The sequence below is a fragment of the Caulobacter endophyticus genome, from assembly GCF_029543245.1.
GTDB lineage: Bacteria > Pseudomonadota > Alphaproteobacteria > Caulobacterales > Caulobacteraceae > Caulobacter > Caulobacter endophyticus_A.
The window spans coordinates 141,118-156,831 of sequence record NZ_JARQWV010000008.1 but is presented as its reverse complement, the minus strand read 5'-3'; the positions used below and the strand labels follow the sequence as shown (position 1 = coordinate 156,831).

Here is a 15,714-nt window from a genome sequence, read left to right as displayed (position 1 = left end):
TTGCGTCGGCCCGGCCGACTTCTGCTTGTTCCGGGGCTTGCACCCCCTCCCCCTGAAAGACGCCGGATCCGCCGGGGGAGCGGGCCCGGAAGGCGGGTCACGGCGAGACGCTGAGCGTCACCGTGAGCGAGTCCGAATAGGTGTTGGCCGCGGCCAGGATCTGGGCGCCGGCGTAGGCGGCGCGATGAACCCGCACGTACGAGCCGCCCACGTCGTAGGACGAGCCGTTAAGGCGCAGGCCCTGCGAGGCCGAGGCCGGCCCCTTGAAGCCGCAGGTCGCGCCCGAGGTGGTCTTGAGGTCGCTGGTGTCGCAGGTGGCGCTGGCCGTGCCGACGCCGCTGTCTCCGACCAGGTTCAGATCGACCAGATAGGGCGCCAGGTTGGTGTAGCCGACGGCCGGAGTAACCCCGGACGCCAGCAGCCCGCCGTTGGCCGAAATCACCGCCGCCCGGAAAGGCACCGTGCATTGCAAGGTGAAGGGGAAGTCCGCCGTGAAGGCGTTGTTGACCTCGCCCACGTCCTTGCTGCCGCTCGGCGCGGCGCCGGGGGAGAAGCCGCAGCGTCCGCCCACGGAAGCCGTCACCGGAATGGACAGAACGATGTTCGGAGGCGAACCGCCGGCGTAGGCGGTGACCTGCGCCCGGCTCTCCGTCACGCTGGCCGCGAGGATAACTCCCGCCAGCAAGCTCCCGCCAAGTATCCAGTCCCTATAGGACGGCTTGCGCTGGGTGCGCACGGCGCGAGGAAGCGTCAGTTGCTTGCCAGCCATGTCCCAGACCCCGTTTCTCTTAACAAGTTCTTAATGAACGATTGCAGAGAACCGAGGACCTGAAATCCCCCACCTTGGGTAGCTAGTACAGTTTCACCCACCAGGAGAATTTGAATAAAATACGGACATCTAACCCACACCTAGTAATACAAATGGGTGACTTAGTTCTTGGTGATAGGCATTCTCAACATGGATTGCGTCAAACTGACGCTACGACATCCGATTTAATCCCAGGTTGTGGATAACCCATCCCTAGTTGGCTTTAAGTAAGGAACAAGTCGACCCGGCCAAAGAAGCGGGGTCCAGCCGGTCAAAGGCCGGCCAGGGAGGGAAAGGAATGGACGGTACCCAAGCCGCCACCATCATCGACGCGAGCGCCGTGCGCTTCTGCCTCGACGAAGACCAAGTCGCTCGCATCGTCATCGACCAGACCGCCACGGTGCTCTGGCGCTCGCGCGCCGCGGCCGCCATGCTGTCGGGCCCCAGCCCGCTGGTCGACCGCGGCGGCAAGATCGGCGGCGCCGACCGCCGCACGCATCAGTTCCTGATGGAACGGATGGCCGAGGCCCTGGCCGGCCACGAGGTCTGCCAGTTCATCGAGAATGAGGACCAGGACCGTCGCTTCCTGCTGCGCATGCGGGTCGTGGAGGACGCTGACGATCGCGCCATCGTCATCGTGCTGAAGGACTTCGACGCCCCCGCCCACCTGCCCCGCCTCGAGGCCCTGTTCGGCCTGAGCATCATGGAAGCCCGGATCCTGGCCGAGATCATCGCGGGCCACAGCGCCGACCGGATCGCCGAGCTGAAGGGCGTGTCGATCCTGACGGTCCGCACCCATATCAAGCACATCCACGGCAAGATGGGCGTGCGCTCGAAGGAGGAGATCCTGGCCACCATGGTCAAGATCATCGCCTGACCCCCGCCGGAACGTCCGGCGTCCCTGCCGTGTTGTCCCCCTGGAGTTTCTGGAGGGCGCATGGCCGGGCGAGACGTCTGGATTCCATACTGCGGAAAGGGCCCCGCGCCGGATGATCTCTGGATGCGGTGGAACCTCGACCCCGTCCTGCTGGCGGCGCTGGCCGTACTGGCTGGAACGCTGTGGATCGCCCTCCCCGCCCGCCGGACGCCGGCGACGGCGGCGATCGTGGTCCTGGCGCTCGTCTTCGTCTCTCCCCTGTGCGCCCTCAGTTCGGCGCTGTTCACAGCCCGCACGGTGCATCACGTCCTGCTGAGCGGGGCGCTCGCCCCCTTGCTGGCCTGGGCCCTGCCCGCCCCCCGCCGCAACGGTCTCGCGCTTTTCACGCTCGCATTCGCGGCTGTGTTCTGGGCATGGCACGCACCCGTCGCCTATGAGGCCGCGCTGTCGAACGACGGCGTCTATTGGCTGATGCAGGCCAGCCTCGCGGCCGTCGCCCTTTGCTTCTGGCGAGCGGTGCGCGCGGCTCCGGCTCCCGCCGCTGTGGCCGCATTGCTGGCGACCACGGTGCAGATGGGCCTTTTGGGCGCATTGCTGACGTTCCTGCCGCGCGCGATCTACGCGCCGCACGCCCTGACCACCGCCGCCTGGGGCCTGTCGCCGCTGGACGACCAGCAATTGGCGGGACTTGTCATGTGGATCCCGGCGTCCGCCATCTACCTCCTGGCCGCCCTGGCCTTGCTGGGCGGGCGGCTGCGCAAGGCGACGAGGCCAGCCGCCGCATGATCGACCGGCTGATAGAGAACGCCTTCGAATGGGCGGCCGGTCATGCCGACCAGGGCCGCTATTCGCCGGTGGCGATCCTGTTCCACTGGACCATGGCCGCACTGGTGATGTTCCAACTGGGCTGGGGCTTATGGATGGGCCGCGCCGCCCCCGGCGCGCAGATGGCGGGCGCCTATGAGGTCCACTACCTGGTCGGCGTGCTGATGCTGGTCCTGGTGCTGGGCCGGGTCGGCTGGCGGCTGTTCGCGCCGGCGGTCATCAACGACGCCGACAAGCCCGGCTGGGAAAGCACGGCCGCGCACGTCACCCACTACGTCTTCTACACCTGCCTGTTCGGACTGCCGCTCAGCGGCTGGGCCATGGTCTCGGCCACCGCGCGGGAAACCGAGCTCACCCTGCTGACCCTCGCCCCCTGGCCGCTGCTGCCGTTTGGCGAGCTGTCGAACGCGACGCGCTGGACCATCGAGACGATCGCCGAGTGGCTGCACTGGGGCCTGGCTTTCAGCCTGCTGGCCATGATCCCCATCCATGTGGGAGCCGCGCTGAAGCACCACCTCATCGATCGCGACGACGTCCTTCACGGGATGCTGCCGATCCTGCCGCAGCGGCCTCGACGGCGGACGCGCTGGCAGCGCCGCTGGCGGGCCTTGGAGAAGCGGGTCGCGTCTCTAACCAGGCCGCTAAGGCGGCGACTTCGCTTTCGGTGAGCTTGCCGGCGATCGCGGTCATCACGCCGCGCGCATCGTTGCGGCGCACCGCGCGCTTCCAGCGGTCGAACTGGTCGATCGTATAGGCGGCGGGCTGGCCGGCCAGGGCGGGCTGCCCCGAACCCACGCCCTGCCCCTCGCGGCCATGGCAGGCGGCGCAGGGGGCGACGTCGCGGGCGGGATCGCCGGCCGTCCAGAGCGCAGGCGGCGGCGCAGCCGCACCGCCGGTCGCCTTGACCGGCAAGGCCGCGTAGTAGGCGGCGACGGCGCGGCGGGCGTCGTCGTCCAGCGGCTTTGCGACCGGCCCCATCACCTTGTCGGGCCGGATGCCCGAGGCGTAGTCCTCCATCTGCTTCTGCAGATAGCCGGCGTCGAGACCAGCCAGGCGCGGAACTGAGACGCCGTCGCCCTCGCCGTCCAGCCCATGACAGGAAAAGCAGGCATGCGCAGCGCCGCCCGCACCGCCGCTCATGGCGATGGTTCGCCCGTCTGCGCTGAGCAGCGCATCGGTGCGCGTTTGCGCGCGATCGCAGGCGGCGAGCGCGGCGAGCGCCAGGAGGGAGAAAGCAAAACGACCCACTCGGCCTAAACCCTGCGGAACCGCGACCGTTCCGACGGGTTGAGCCTTCGGGTTTTCGAAGGGGCCTTGGTGATCGGTGGAGCCAGGACAGCGAGTGCGGCGATGATCGGGCTGGCCGGGGCGACCCTGGTGGCCTGCGCCGACAAGTCGATCCCACCGCGCCAGCTGGCCGGCGCCGATCCCGCCCGAGGGCTCGCCCTGATCGAAGCCGAAGGTTGCGCCGCCTGCCACGCGATCCCAGGCGTGAAATGGCCTCGCGGCGCGGTGGGCGGCTCGCTGGCGGGCTTCGCCGGCCAGTCGACGCTCGGCGGCCGCTTTCCCAACCGCCCAGACACGCTGGCGGCCTGGCTGCGCGATGCGCCGGCCATGGCCCAGGACACCGCCATGCCCGCTTCCGGCCTGACCGAAAGCCAAGCCCGCGACGTCGCGGCCTATCTCTACACGCTCGATGCAGACTGACGCCCCACCCGCCCACGACAGCTTCAAGGGCTGGCCGCCGCCGGCCATGGACCCGGCCGGCCCGTTCGCCGCCCCGCTCAATAGCCTGACCTGGGGCCTGCTGGCGGTGGTGGCCACGGTGCTGGCGGTGGTCGTGGTCGCGCTCGCCATCGCCCTGTTCGCCCCGCGCGCCTGGCGACGGAGGCTGGGCGGCGAGCGGCTGGTCTGGGTCGCGGGCGTCGCCTTTCCCGTCGTGGTGCTGAGCGCCCTGCTGGCCTGGGGCCTGTCACTGACCCACAGAATGAGCGAGCCGCCCCGGCCGGGCGAGGAACGCATCCGGGTGACGGGCGAAATGTGGTGGTGGCGCGTGGCCTATCTGGACGCCGGCGGCGCCGAGGCCTTCCAGGACGCCAACGAAATCCACATTCCCACGGGCCGCCCGGTGGCGCTGGAGCTGGAGTCTACCGACGTCATCCACTCCCTCTGGATTCCGCGCCTGAACGGCAAGCTCGACATGATCCCGGGCCGGCGCAACATCCTGCGCGTCCAGGCCGACAAGCCGGGCGAATACGGCGCGCAATGCGCGGAGTTCTGCGGCGGACCCCACGCCCTGATGGCGCTGGTGGTGGTCGCCCACGCTCCGGCCGACTACGAGGCCTGGAAGGCGCGGCAGGCCGCGCCGGCTGCGCCCTCCCCGAACCAGGCGGCGGGCAAGGCGGTGTTCGACAGGGCCGGATGCGGCGCCTGCCACGCCATCCGCGGCACGGACGCCAATGGCCTGGCCGGCCCCGACCTGACCCATGTCGGCGCCCGCCGCACCCTGGGCGCGGGGGTCCTGCCCAACAACGCCGGAACGATGGCGGGCTGGATCGGCGACAGCCAGGCGATCAAGCCCGGCAACCGCATGCCCGCCTACCCCGTGCTGAAGGGCCGGGAACTGCGCGAGGTCGCCACCTATCTGGAGGGCCTGAAGTGAGCGGTCCGCCGGAAGCGTCGGAAACCGGCTTCGACACCGCCCTCTACGACCGCTTCCCCACCAAGGGCCGCCGCCCGGCCGGCGAGCTCGCCGAACTGGAGCGCATCTGGTGCGCACCCAGGCGGTGGGAATGGATCACGGTCATCAACAACAACTATGTGGGCGTCTACTACGTGGGCGCGGCCATGCTGTTCTTCGTGCTGGCCGGCGTGCTGGCGCTTCTGATGCGCGCCCAGTTGGCCCTGCCCTACAACGGCGTGCTGCCGCAAGAGACCTACAACCAGGTCTTCACCATGCACGGCACGGTGATGATGTTCCTGTTCGCCGTGCCGGCGGTCGAGGCGCTGGGCGTGCTGCTGCTGCCGCAGATGCTGGGGGCGCGCGACCTGCCCTTCCCGCGGCTGTCGGCCTACGCCTTCTGGGCCTATCTGATCGGCGGGCTGGCGTTCTTCTGCTCGCTGTTCTTCGGCCTGGCGCCGAACGGCGGCTGGTTCATGTATCCGCCGCTGACCTCGACGACCTACTCGCCAGGCATCAACGCCGATTTCTGGCTACTGGGCATCGGCTTCATCGAAATCTCGGCCATCGCCGGCGCCATCGAAATCATCGTCGGCGTCCTGAAGACCCGCGCGCCGGGCATGAGCCTGGACAAGCTGCCGATCTTCGCCTGGGCCATGCTGGTGTTCGCCGGGATGATCATCATCGCCTTCCCGTCGGTGATCCTGGCCACCACCCTTCTGGAGCTGGAACGCGCGCTCGGCTGGCCCTTCTTCGACGCGGCGCGTGGCGGCGACCCGATGCTGTGGCAGCACCTCTTCTGGTTCTTCGGTCACCCGGAAGTCTACATCATCTTCCTGCCGGCGGCGGGAGCGATGTCCACCATCGTGCCGGCCGTGGCCCGCACGCCGCTGGTCGGACACTGGCTGGTGGTCCTGGCCTTCCTGGCGACGGGCTTCATCAGCTTCGGGGTCTGGGCCCACCACATGTTCACCACCGGCATGCCGGGCGTGTCGATCGGGCTGTTCTCGGCCGCCTCGATGGCGGTCAGCCTGCCGGCCGGCGTGCAAGTGTTCGCCTGGATCGCCACCGTCGCCAGCGGCCGGATGCGGTTCAACACGCCTGGCCTCTTCGTGCTGGGCTCGCTGCTCGTTTTCGTGATGGGCGGATTGACCGGCGTGATGGCTGCCATGGTTCCCTTCGACTGGCAGGCCCACGACACCTATTTCATCGTCGCCCACCTGCACTACGTGCTGATCGGCGGCATGGTCTTTCCGCTGTTCGCGGCCATCTACTACTGGACGCCGATGAGCTCGGCCCGGCCGCTGAGCGAGCGCCTGGGACGCTGGGTGTTCTGGCTGATGTTCGCCGGCATGCACCTGGCCTTCCTGCCGATGCACCTGGTGGGCCTGATGGGCATGCCGCGGCGGATCTACACCTATGCCGGCGGCCGCGACTGGGAATGGCCGAACCTGATCTCGACCCTGGGCGCCTTCGTGTTCGCCGCCGGAGTGCTGATCTGGATCATCGACATGATCCGCAATTTCCGGCCGTTCGGGCCGAAGGACGCCGGCAACGTCTACGAGGGCGGCGGGCTGGAATGGCTCCCCACCGGGCTCTATTCGACGCGCAGCATCCCGATCGTGCGCTCGCTCTACCCGTTGTGGGACCAGAAGAACCTGGGTCGCGACGTCGCCGCCGGGCGCTACTTCCTTCCCGGAACGCCGACGGGGGGGCGCGAGACCCTGGTGACCAGCCCGATCAACGCCGAACCGCAGCACCTGCTGCCCATGCCGGTTCCTTCGGGCTGGCACGTGTGGGCGGCGGTGTTCACAGCGGGGTTCTTCCTGCTGCTGACCGTGCAGGCCTATGTCGCCTCGGTGGCCAGCGGCATGCTGGCGATCGCCTGCGTGCTGCGCTGGTGCTGGTTTCTCGACCATCCGCAGAAGCAGAGAACCGTGGACGTCGGCGCCGGGATCGAGCTGTCGACCTACGCCACGGGCCCATCCAGCACCGGCTGGTGGGCGATGGTCACCACCCTGGTGGTCGGCGGCATGGTGCTGGCGATGTCGGTGTTCTCCTACGTCTTCCTGTGGAGCCGCAATATGGAGGCCTGGCGGCCGCCGCCCGGGACCGGGTCGCTGGCCGCGGCGGGCGCGATGACGCTGGCGGCGGGGGTGCTGGCCTGGCTCGCCAACCATCGCCTGGTCCGAGACGCCAGGCACGGCCCCTGGCAGGCGGTCGCCATGATCCTGCTGTCGGGCGCCCTGCTGGCGGCGGCCTTCGCGGTCGACCTGACCGCCTGGCGCGGCGGCGGCCTGGCCGCCAAGCTCAGCGCCCAGGGGGCGATCGTCTATTCCATCCTGTCCTGGCAGGGCTTCTTCGTGGCCGTGTCGGCGATCATGGCGCTGTACGTCCTGCTGCGCGGCCTGTTCGGCTATGTCGCCGCCGACCGGCCGGCGACGGTCCAACTGGTTGGGCTGTTCCTGGGCTACACCGCCGGGCAAGGGCTGGTGGGGCTAGGCCTGATGCGCCTGTTCCCGGCGGGACTGTCATGAAAGCCTGGCTGCAGCTGCTGGGCGGACTTATCGTCTGGGCGGTCCACTTCGCCGGGGTCTACCTGATCGCCAGCCTCGCCGACATCGCCCCGCCTCAGGCGCGCGGACCATACGGGCCGGTGCTGGTCGTTCTCACCCTGGCCTGTGTCGCCGTCGCCGTCGTCCTGGCAATCCGCGCCTGGCGAGGAACGCGAGACGGAGAGCCGGTCGACCGGTTTCGGGCCCGGCTGGCGGCTCTGGGGTCGGCGGTCGCGGCGGTGGCGATCGTCTGGCAGTCGGCGCCCGCGCTGGCCGGCTTCGACTAGGCGCTCGCCGCGCCCCGCACCGCCCAGGCCAGCACCCGCTCGCCGAAAGTCCCGGGGCTTTCCAGTCCGAGGCGGCGAAGGGCCGCCTCCGGCGCCGGCGCGGACAGCCCTTTCAAGACATAGTCCAGCAGCGCGCGGGGGTCGGCCTGGGCGGCCTTCAGGCGGCCGAGCACCGGCAGCAGATCCTGCTCGGCGGCGTCGAAGTCCGAGCCGAACGGCAGCAGCGGCGCCAGTCCCGCGTCCTTGGCCGGCTTCAGCGCCTCGGCGATCCGCTCGGGCGTGTTGCGGCGGAACGGCTCGGGGATGACGTAGCCTGCCTCGATCTTGCCGGACCGCTTGGCCGCGTCGAGCAATTCAGGCTGGAAGCGGGAATCCGCGAGGTTCAGCATACGAACGATGGTGTCGCGATCGGTCCGGCCGCGCAGGTCGGCGACGCCGTACTCGGTGACGACGACGTCCTTCAGGTGTCGCGGGATCGTGCCGTGGGCGTAGGACCACAGGATGTTGGACGCCGCCTTGCGGCCGCTCCCCCGGGACGCCGGCAGGGTGATGATCGAGCGCGCGCCCTCGAGCGCGAAGGCCTGGGCGACGAAGTTGTACTGGCCGCCCACGCCACTGACCACACGGCCGTCGTCGAGACCGTCGGAGATCGCCGCCCCCAGCAACGTCGCCATCATGGCGGTGTTGACGAAGCGGGCGTCGACCCGGGCCGCGCGGCGGGCCGCCTCGTCGCCGTAGATCTCGTTGATGCCGGAGATGGCCTGCATCTGGAACTTGGCGCGTTCGTCGTCCGGCATCTCCCGCAGGGCCCGGTAGAAGGCGCGAGGTCCCAGGAAGAAACCGCCGTGCAGAACGGCCCCATCGACCTCGCGCTTGAGCACGCCGGCCCTCCAGAGGTCGAGCAGGCAGTCGACGAACATCTCGGTGGCCGCATAGAGACCGGTGTCGAACGGCCCGCAGGCGACCGGCGCCGTCCCGTCGGGCGACAGGCGCCGGACCGTGTCGACGAAGACATCCGCTCGCCGGTGACGCACGATCAGCCCCTGCGCCACCGCATCGCTGATCGCCCCGATGCCCATCTGGATCGTGCCCCCGTCCCTCACCAGGGAGGCGGCGTGGAAGCCGATGGCGTAGGAGGCGTCGGGGATCGGCTCCTTTGGCGGCGCGAACAGCGGAAACTGCACCTCCGGGCCGTGGAGCAGGTGACTGAAGGCCTCGGCCGGCAGGTCGCCGTCACCGGGCATGAACGGCAGCTCGTCGTTGACCTGGCCCACCAGCAGGAACGCGGCGTCTCCGGCCTTTCGCGCCGCCAGCAGGTCCAGCGTGATGTCGGTGTTGCACGACAGGCTGAAGCGATCGCCGCGCCCCGCTACGAGCTGGGCCACCACGTTGACGCCACGCTCACGCAGATAGCCGGCGGCATGGGTGTAGTTGGCCGAGATGTAGCTGCGCTGGGCGCTCGGCGTGTTGAGCCGCGTACCGGCCTGGAAGAAGAACTCGTCGACCTCGATATTGGAAGGCAGGGCGTCGCGCCGTTGCAGCTCGGCATAGGCCAGTAGCGGATAGCCGCCCAGCGTGCGCTCGATGATCGGGCCGAGGAACCGCTTCTCCAGGTCGGACTTGGGGCGCGGCGGCTCCAGGGTCAGCGCCGTGAAGACGTGCAGATGGACCGACGGATCCTTCAGCGCCCTCGCTACCAGAGCGTTGGCGACGTGGTTGGCCTTGCCCAGGCCCAGCGGCAGGCCCAGCACGATGCGGCGGCCGACGCGTTCGATGATCGCATCGGCCAGCGCATCCGGATCGGTGAAGTGCGGCGTCATCCCTCCAGCTTGGACCAACCCGCCGCCGGCTTGAAGCGCTCGCCGTACTTGCCGGCCAGTTCCTCCAGGCGCGCCTTGACCTCGCCCACGCCGCGCCGACGGGCATAGTGCAGCGGCCCGCCCCGGAACGGCGCGAAGCCCGCGCCGAAGATCATCGCCGCATCGATGACGTCGGGATCGTCCGACACGCCTTCGCCCAGCAGGGCGGCGGCGGTATTGACCAGGGGCAGGATCAGGCGATCGGCCATGTCGGGTTCGGGCTTGGGCGCGTCGTGCGCCTTGACCGGCCCGTCCTCCTTCCAGACGTAGAGGCCCTCACCGGTCTTCTTGCCGAGCTTCTTCTGTTCGACCTTGTCGCGCAGCCATTGCGGCGCGTCGGGAACGGCCCAGCCCAGCTCGCGCTTCAGCATGTCGGCCACGGCCAGGCAGATGTCGAGCCCGACCTGATCGGCCAGTTCGATCGGCCCCATCGGCATGCCGAAATCCTCGGCCGCCTTGTCGATCGTTTCCTTGACGACACCCTCGTCGAGCATGACCAGGGCCTCGGCCAGATAGGGCGTCAGGGCGCGGTTGACGATGAAGCCCGGGGCGCTCCTGGCGGGGGCCGGCAGGCGATCGATGGCGCCGGCGAAAGCCCGAGCGGCGGTCTCGACCTCGGGGTCCAGGCCGTCGTGGCGCACCACCTCGACAAGCTGCATCCGCGAGACCGGGTTGAAGAAGTGCAGACCCACCAGGCGTTCGGGACGCTGTAGCCCCTCGCGCAGGGTCTCCAGCGGGATCGACGAGGTGTTGGTGGCCAGGATCGCGGCCGTCTTCATCGCCGGTTCGAGCTTGGCGTAGAGCCCCTTCTTCAGATCGACCTTCTCGGGCGCGGCCTCGATCACCAGGTCGGCCAGCCGCGCCCCCTGCCCCTTGAGGTCGGGGATCAGGCGATCGAGCGCGTCGCGCACCTTCAGGCGGTCGTCGCGCCCGATCTTGCCGTAGAGCGCAGCCGCCCGCTTGATCGCCCCGCCGATTGGCTCGGCCTTGACGTCGGTCAGGGTGACGGTGAGGCCGCTCCAGGCGCACCAGGCGGCGATGTCGCCGCCCATGGCCCCCGCGCCGATCACATGAACGCGCCTGATCGCCGACTTGCCGCCGGCCAGGCCCTTGAGCTTCTCGCGCAGGAAGAAGACCCGGATCAGGTTCTGGGCCGTTTCGGACACCATCAGCCGGGCGAAAGAACCGATCTCGGCCGCTTTCATCGCCTCGAAGTCGCCGCCGTGGCGCTCCCACAGGTCGATCAGCGCGCCCGGCGCCGGATAGTGCTCGCCCGGCGCCTGCCTGGCGGCCTCCTCGCGCATGCGCCTGGCGGCGATGCGGCGGGCCGGGCCGCTGTCCTTCAGGCGATCAAGGATGCCGGGCTGTTCATGCTTCAGTTCGCCCTTCACGGCGGCGCGCACGGCCGCGCGGACATGGCGCTCGGGCACGACGGCGTCGACCAGGCCCAGGCTCCTGGCCTTTCGGGCGGGGATCGTCTTGCCGGTCAGCATGAACTGCATCGCCTGCAGCGGATCGATCAGCCGCGTGAACCGCGCCGTGCCGCCAAGGCCGGGATGCAGGCCCAGCTGGACTTCGGGGAAGCCGAACTTGGCGCCCTCGACCGCGATGCGGTTGTGGCAGGCCAGGGCCACCTCCAGCCCGCCGCCCAGGGCGTAGCCATGGGCCACCGCCACGGTCGGGAAGGTCACGGCCTCGAGCCGGTCGGTAATGGCGTGGGCCCGGGCCATGCGCTGCTCGACCTCCGAGACGTCGGACGCACCGCGGAACTGGCCGACATCGGCCCCGGCGATGAAACCCGATGCCTTGGCCGAGCGAATGACGAGCCCGGCCGGACGATCGGCCTCCAGCCGGTCGAGGATCTGGTCCAGCTCGACCAGCACGGCGTCGTCGAGGGTGTTGGCCCCGGCGCCGGCCTTGTCGAGCACCGCCCAGGCGACATTGTCGATGTCGCGAGTCAGCGTCCAGTGCCGGTACGGAGCCTCGCCCACCGGCCTGGGGCCAAGGTCGAAGTCGCGCGGTTCGAGCAGGGTCAGGACACGGTCTTGCATGGTCGTTTCCCTCCTCAGACCCGTTCGATGAGCATGGCGCCGCCCTGGCCGCCGCCGATGCACTCGGTGGCGATCCCGCGCTTGAGGTCCAGGCGCTCCAGAGCGGTGATCAGGTGCAGCACGATGCGGTTGCCGCTGGCCCCGACCGGATGCCCCAGGCTGACCGCGCCGCCGTCGACGTTCAGGCGCTCGCGGTCGATGGTCCCGGCCGCGCCGGGCAGCCCCAGGATCTCGCGGCCGAACGCTTCGTCCTCCCAGGCCGCCAGGCAGGCCAGAACCTGGGCGGCGAAGGCCTCGTTCAGTTCCCACAGGTCCACGTCGGCCAGCGACAGGCCCGCACGCCTGAGCAGGGCCGAGGACGACAGCACCGGCCCAAGGCCCATGATAGACGGGTCCAGAGCGGCCCATTCGCTGTCGAGAATGACAGCGCGCGGCGTCAGCCCATGCTTCTTCACGGCCTCTTCCGAGGCCAGGATCACCCATGAGGCGCCATCGGTGATCTGCGAACTGTTGCCGGGGGTGACCTTGCCGAACGGCCGCTCGAAGGCGGGCTTCAGCGTGGCCAGCTTCTCGACGGAACTGTCGGGGCGCACGCCGTCGTCGTGGTCGAACACCGCGCCGTCAGGGGCGAAGGCGGGCTCGACCTCGCCGGCCAGCCAGCCCTCGGCCTGGGCCTTGGCCAGACGCTTGTGGCTCTCGACCGCATAGGCGTCGGCCTGCTCGCGGCTGATCCCGAAATAGTGGGCCAGCACCTCGGCGGTCTGGCCCATGCCCAGGTCGGTGATGGGGTCGGTCAAGCCGCGCTCCAGGCCGATGACCGGTTGCAGCATGTCGGGCCGGAAGGCGGCGGCGGCCTTGGCCTTGTCCAGCGGCGACTTCGCGCCCTGGAAGGCCGACAGCCACTCGACGGCCGACTGCTTGAGCACCAGCGGCGCGTGGCTCAGGGCCTCCGCCCCGCCGGCCAGGATCAGGTCGGAAGAGCCTTCACGGATGTAGCGGAAGGCGGTGTCGATCGACTGCATGCCCGAGCCGCAGTTGATGGCTACGGTGAAGGCCGTCATCTCCGGTCCGCAACCCAGGCGCAGGGCGGCGACGCGGGCCGGGTTCTGCTCGTCGGCGATCACGTTGACGCAGCCGAGGATCACCTGGTCGAAGGCGTCAGGCGCGAACGGTTGGCGCAGCAGCAGCGGACGACCGCATTGGACGGCCAGGTCGACCGGGGTGAACGGCCCCGGTCCTTTCCGCGCCTTGAGGAACGGCGTGCGGGCGCCGTCGACCACATAGACCGGCCGGCTCACGCACGAACCTCGAAGCTGCGGGCCTCGCCCTGGCCGGGACGCTGCGGGATCTCGCCGTCGCCCTGGGCCCTGGCGCGCTTGTCGCTGACGGCGTCGGGCCTGGCCTGCGCCTTGACCTCGGTGGCCAGGCCGTCATGGGCGAAGTCGTCGACGGCGATGACCTCGGCCACAGCCTTGTCGGCCGCTTCCAGCTCGGCGATCTCCGCGTCGGTGACGAGCCCCCGTTCGGCGGCGACCTTCCAGTCGCGGATCTTCTGGGCCTTGAGGCGATCATGGATCGGCTGGGTGGCGACCACGCGCTCGAAGGCGTCGATCAGTTGGCCGACGGCCTGATCCTGGCCGCCAACATAGACGTTCTCGACCAGGCGGTCACGGGTCTCGGACGGATGCAGCAGCAGTTCGGCGCAGGCCTGGGTCGTGCGGTCCGAGGGCCCGCGCCGGTGGACGCCGAACGGCAGGATCGCCGCCCGCAGCAGCCAGCCGGCCAGGCGGTTGGGCAGGTTGGCGAACACCTCGTCGAAGCGCTGCTCGATCGTGGCGAAGGCGGTGTCGGCGCACCATTGCAGCAGCGGGAAGTCGGCGTCCTGGCGGCCCTCGTCCTCCCAGCGCTTCAGCGCGCCGGACAGGAAGTAGAGCTCCGAGAGAATGTCGCCCAGGCGCGCCGACAGCATCTCCTTGCGCTTGAGGTCGCCGCCGAGGGTAAGCAGGGCCAGGTCCGAGGCCAGGGCGAAGCCGGCGCTGTAGCGGCCGGCCTGGCGATAGAAGCGCGTGGCGCGGCCGGCGTCCGGCGCCGGCGACAGGGCGCCGTTCGTCCAGCTGCGGGCGAAGGTGCGGATCCCGTTGCGCAGGGCGTGGGCGACGTGGCTCCAGAACGCCTCGTCGAACTGTTCGAGCCCGCGTTGGGCGTTGGCGTCGCCGAGCGCCAGGATCTCCTTGAGCATGAACGGATGCGCGCGGATCGCGCCCTGGCCGAAGACCATCAGGCTGCGGGTCAGGATGTTGGCGCCCTCGACTGTGATGCCGACCGGGATGGCCCGGTACTGCGCGCCCATGTAGTTGCGCGGCCCTTCGATGATCGCCTTGCCGCCATGGACGTCCATGGCGTCGTTGACGACGACGCGCATGCGCTCGGTGGCGCCGGACTTCAGCAGGGCCGAGATCACCGACGGATGCTTGCCCATGTCGAGGCCGGCGCAGGTCAGGCGGCGGGCGCCGTCGACGAGGTAGGCGTTACCGGCGATGCGGGCCAGGCGTTCCTGCACGCCCTCGAACTTGCCGATCGAGACGCCGAATTGCTGGCGCACTCGCGAATAGGCGCCGGTGGTCAGGGCGCTGAAGGCGGCCGCGGCGCCCGACAGGGCCGGCAGCGAGATCCCGCGCCCGGCCGCCAGGGCCGTCATCAGCATCTTCCACCCCTGCCCCACCCGATCGACGCCGCCGATCACGAGGTCCATGGGAATGAAGACGTCCTTGCCCCAGTTGGGGCCGTTCTGGAAGGTCTGGAAGGCCGGCAGGTGGCGGCGGCCGATCTCGACGCCCGGCGTCGTGGTCGGAACCAGGGCGCAGGTGATGCCGATGTCCTCGCGTTCGCCCAGCAGGTGGTCGGGGTCGCGCAGCTTGAAGGCCAGGCCCAGCACCGTGCAGACGGGTCCCAGGGTGATGTAGCGCTTGTGCCAGTTCAGGCGGATGCCCAGAACCTCCTTGCCCTCCCAGGTTCCGCGGCAGACCACGCCCTCGTCGACCATGGCCGAGGCGTCGGAGCCCGCTTCGGGGCTGGTCAGGCCGAAGGCGGGGATTTCTCGCCCGTCGGCCAGGCGCGGCAGCCAGTGGTCCTGCTGGGCCTTGGTGCCGAACCGCATGATCAGCTCGCCCGGGCCCAGCGAGTTGGGCACCATGGTGGTCACCGCCGTGGTCACCGAACGGGTGGCGATGCGGCGCACGACCTCGGCGTGGCCGAAAGCCGAGAAGCCCAGGCCTCCGTACTGCTTGGGAATGATCATCCCGAAGAACTTGTTTTCCTTCAGGAAGGTCCAGACCTCGGGCGACAGGTCGCGGGTCTCCCAGGTCATGGTCCATTCGTCGACCATGGCGCAGAGCTTTTCGACCGGGCCGTCCATGAAGGCCTGCTCGTCAGGGCGCAGCTGGGGCTTGGGGAACGACAGGAGTTCGTTCCAGTCGGGGTCGCCGGTGAACAGCGCCGCGTCCCACCAGACGTCGCCGGCGTCGATTGCGTCCCGCTCGGTCTGGGACAGGGCCGGCAGCACGCCTTGGGCCCAATGGAAGATGGGTCGGGTGAGGATATCCCGACGCAGGGAGAAGCTGGTCATGACGACGCCCGCCTTCGTTACTGGTCGAGCGTCAAACGCGCCGGCGCCCGCATGGCTCCGGCCTTTCCGGTCCTTAAGTGTCAGCGATCCGACGCAACGAGGCGGCGCTTCGGGGGGATGAAGCGCCGCCTCGCCGAGACCGGTCGA

12 protein-coding genes and 1 pseudogene are annotated in these 15,714 nt (G+C 69.6%); 7 read left to right on the top strand and 6 right to left on the bottom strand.

Annotation, left to right across the window (positions count from 1 at the left end; genetic code table 11):
* Positions 1-97 precede the first annotated feature (97 nt).
* Positions 98-769, bottom strand: a complete 672-nt coding sequence (locus tag P7A99_RS09880) for a hypothetical protein (RefSeq protein WP_277793715.1) — start codon at positions 767-769, stop codon at positions 98-100.
* A 337-nt stretch (positions 770-1,106) separates the two neighbouring features.
* Here P7A99_RS09880 and P7A99_RS09875 point away from each other — a divergent pair, with 337 nt between their 5' ends.
* From P7A99_RS09875 to P7A99_RS09865, 3 genes are read left to right on the top strand one after another with little or no spacing between them, the layout of a single operon-like run.
* On the top strand, positions 1,107-1,685 hold the full coding sequence (locus tag P7A99_RS09875; protein ID WP_277793714.1) for a helix-turn-helix transcriptional regulator: 579 nt from the start codon (positions 1,107-1,109) through the stop codon (positions 1,683-1,685).
* A gap of 60 nt (positions 1,686-1,745) precedes the next feature.
* Complete coding sequence (locus P7A99_RS09870; RefSeq protein ID WP_277793713.1) at positions 1,746-2,471, top strand: cytochrome c oxidase assembly protein; 726 nt, start codon at positions 1,746-1,748, stop codon at positions 2,469-2,471.
* On the top strand, positions 2,468-3,178 hold the full coding sequence (locus P7A99_RS09865; protein WP_277793712.1) for a cytochrome b: 711 nt from the start codon (positions 2,468-2,470) through the stop codon (positions 3,176-3,178). Before P7A99_RS09870 ends, P7A99_RS09865 begins: the two co-directional genes overlap by 4 nt.
* Before the next feature lie 16 nt (positions 3,179-3,194).
* On the opposite strand, the pseudogene P7A99_RS09860 reads toward P7A99_RS09865, so the two are convergent.
* A pseudogene (locus P7A99_RS09860) lies at positions 3,195-3,650 on the bottom strand (c-type cytochrome); the annotation flags it as partial.
* Positions 3,651-3,860: 210 nt separating this feature from the next.
* On the opposite strand from P7A99_RS09860, the gene P7A99_RS09855 reads away from it, so the two are divergent.
* Genes P7A99_RS09855 through P7A99_RS09840 form a run of 4 tightly spaced genes read left to right on the top strand, consistent with a single transcriptional unit; the run spans position 3,861 to position 8,032 of the window.
* The gene (locus P7A99_RS09855) at positions 3,861-4,217 is read left to right on the top strand and encodes a c-type cytochrome (RefSeq protein WP_277793711.1); all 357 of its coding nucleotides are present in this window, start codon (positions 3,861-3,863) and stop codon (positions 4,215-4,217) included.
* Entirely contained in the window at positions 4,207-5,172 is a 966-nt protein-coding gene (coxB, locus tag P7A99_RS09850; protein ID WP_277793710.1) for a cytochrome c oxidase subunit II, read from the top strand. The genes P7A99_RS09855 and coxB overlap by 11 nt, the downstream gene beginning before the upstream one ends.
* Entirely contained in the window at positions 5,169-7,727 is a 2,559-nt protein-coding gene (locus P7A99_RS09845; RefSeq protein ID WP_277793709.1) for a cbb3-type cytochrome c oxidase subunit I, read from the top strand. The genes coxB and P7A99_RS09845 overlap by 4 nt, the downstream gene beginning before the upstream one ends.
* Entirely contained in the window at positions 7,724-8,032 is a 309-nt protein-coding gene (locus P7A99_RS09840; RefSeq protein ID WP_277793708.1) for a hypothetical protein, read from the top strand. Before P7A99_RS09845 ends, P7A99_RS09840 begins: the two co-directional genes overlap by 4 nt.
* On the opposite strand, the gene P7A99_RS09835 is transcribed toward P7A99_RS09840, so the two are convergent.
* From P7A99_RS09835 to P7A99_RS09820, 4 genes are read right to left on the bottom strand one after another with little or no spacing between them, the layout of a single operon-like run.
* Positions 8,029-9,852, bottom strand: a complete 1,824-nt coding sequence (locus P7A99_RS09835; protein ID WP_277793707.1) for an acetyl-CoA hydrolase/transferase C-terminal domain-containing protein — start codon at positions 9,850-9,852, stop codon at positions 8,029-8,031. The two genes, P7A99_RS09840 and P7A99_RS09835, sit on opposite strands and share 4 nt — an antisense overlap.
* Positions 9,849-11,942: a 3-hydroxyacyl-CoA dehydrogenase NAD-binding domain-containing protein gene (locus P7A99_RS09830; RefSeq protein ID WP_277793706.1), complete on the bottom strand. Its 2,094-nt coding sequence runs from the start codon at positions 11,940-11,942 to the stop codon at positions 9,849-9,851. The genes P7A99_RS09835 and P7A99_RS09830 overlap by 4 nt, the downstream gene beginning before the upstream one ends.
* Before the next feature lie 14 nt (positions 11,943-11,956).
* Positions 11,957-13,240 (bottom strand): acetyl-CoA C-acetyltransferase, encoded by a 1,284-nt coding sequence (locus P7A99_RS09825; protein ID WP_277793705.1) that lies wholly within the window; start codon positions 13,238-13,240, stop codon positions 11,957-11,959.
* Positions 13,237-15,567 carry an acyl-CoA dehydrogenase gene (locus P7A99_RS09820; RefSeq protein WP_277793704.1) on the bottom strand — a complete coding sequence of 777 codons (2,331 nt, stop codon included), beginning with the start codon at positions 15,565-15,567 and terminating at the stop codon, positions 13,237-13,239. The genes P7A99_RS09825 and P7A99_RS09820 overlap by 4 nt, the downstream gene beginning before the upstream one ends.
* Between the last annotated feature and the right edge of the window lie 147 nt (positions 15,568-15,714).

What these genes read in the sequence shown, in the direction of transcription:
- P7A99_RS09820 (WP_277793704.1), bottom strand. Translation starts at nt 15,567, where the DNA reads ATGACCAGCTTCTCCCTGCGTCGGGATATCCTCACCCGACCCATCTTC.
- P7A99_RS09840 (WP_277793708.1), top strand. Translation starts at nt 7,724, where the DNA reads ATGAAAGCCTGGCTGCAGCTGCTGGGCGGACTTATCGTCTGGGCGGTC.
- P7A99_RS09875 (WP_277793714.1), top strand. Translation starts at nt 1,107, where the DNA reads ATGGACGGTACCCAAGCCGCCACCATCATCGACGCGAGCGCCGTGCGC.
- P7A99_RS09870 (WP_277793713.1), top strand. Translation starts at nt 1,746, where the DNA reads ATGGCCGGGCGAGACGTCTGGATTCCATACTGCGGAAAGGGCCCCGCG.
- P7A99_RS09835 (WP_277793707.1), bottom strand. Translation starts at nt 9,852, where the DNA reads ATGACGCCGCACTTCACCGATCCGGATGCGCTGGCCGATGCGATCATC.
- P7A99_RS09865 (WP_277793712.1), top strand. Translation starts at nt 2,468, where the DNA reads ATGATCGACCGGCTGATAGAGAACGCCTTCGAATGGGCGGCCGGTCAT.
- P7A99_RS09855 (WP_277793711.1), top strand. Translation starts at nt 3,861, where the DNA reads ATGATCGGGCTGGCCGGGGCGACCCTGGTGGCCTGCGCCGACAAGTCG.
- P7A99_RS09880 (WP_277793715.1), bottom strand. Translation starts at nt 769, where the DNA reads ATGGCTGGCAAGCAACTGACGCTTCCTCGCGCCGTGCGCACCCAGCGC.
- P7A99_RS09830 (WP_277793706.1), bottom strand. Translation starts at nt 11,942, where the DNA reads ATGCAAGACCGTGTCCTGACCCTGCTCGAACCGCGCGACTTCGACCTT.
- coxB (WP_277793710.1), top strand. Translation starts at nt 4,207, where the DNA reads ATGCAGACTGACGCCCCACCCGCCCACGACAGCTTCAAGGGCTGGCCG.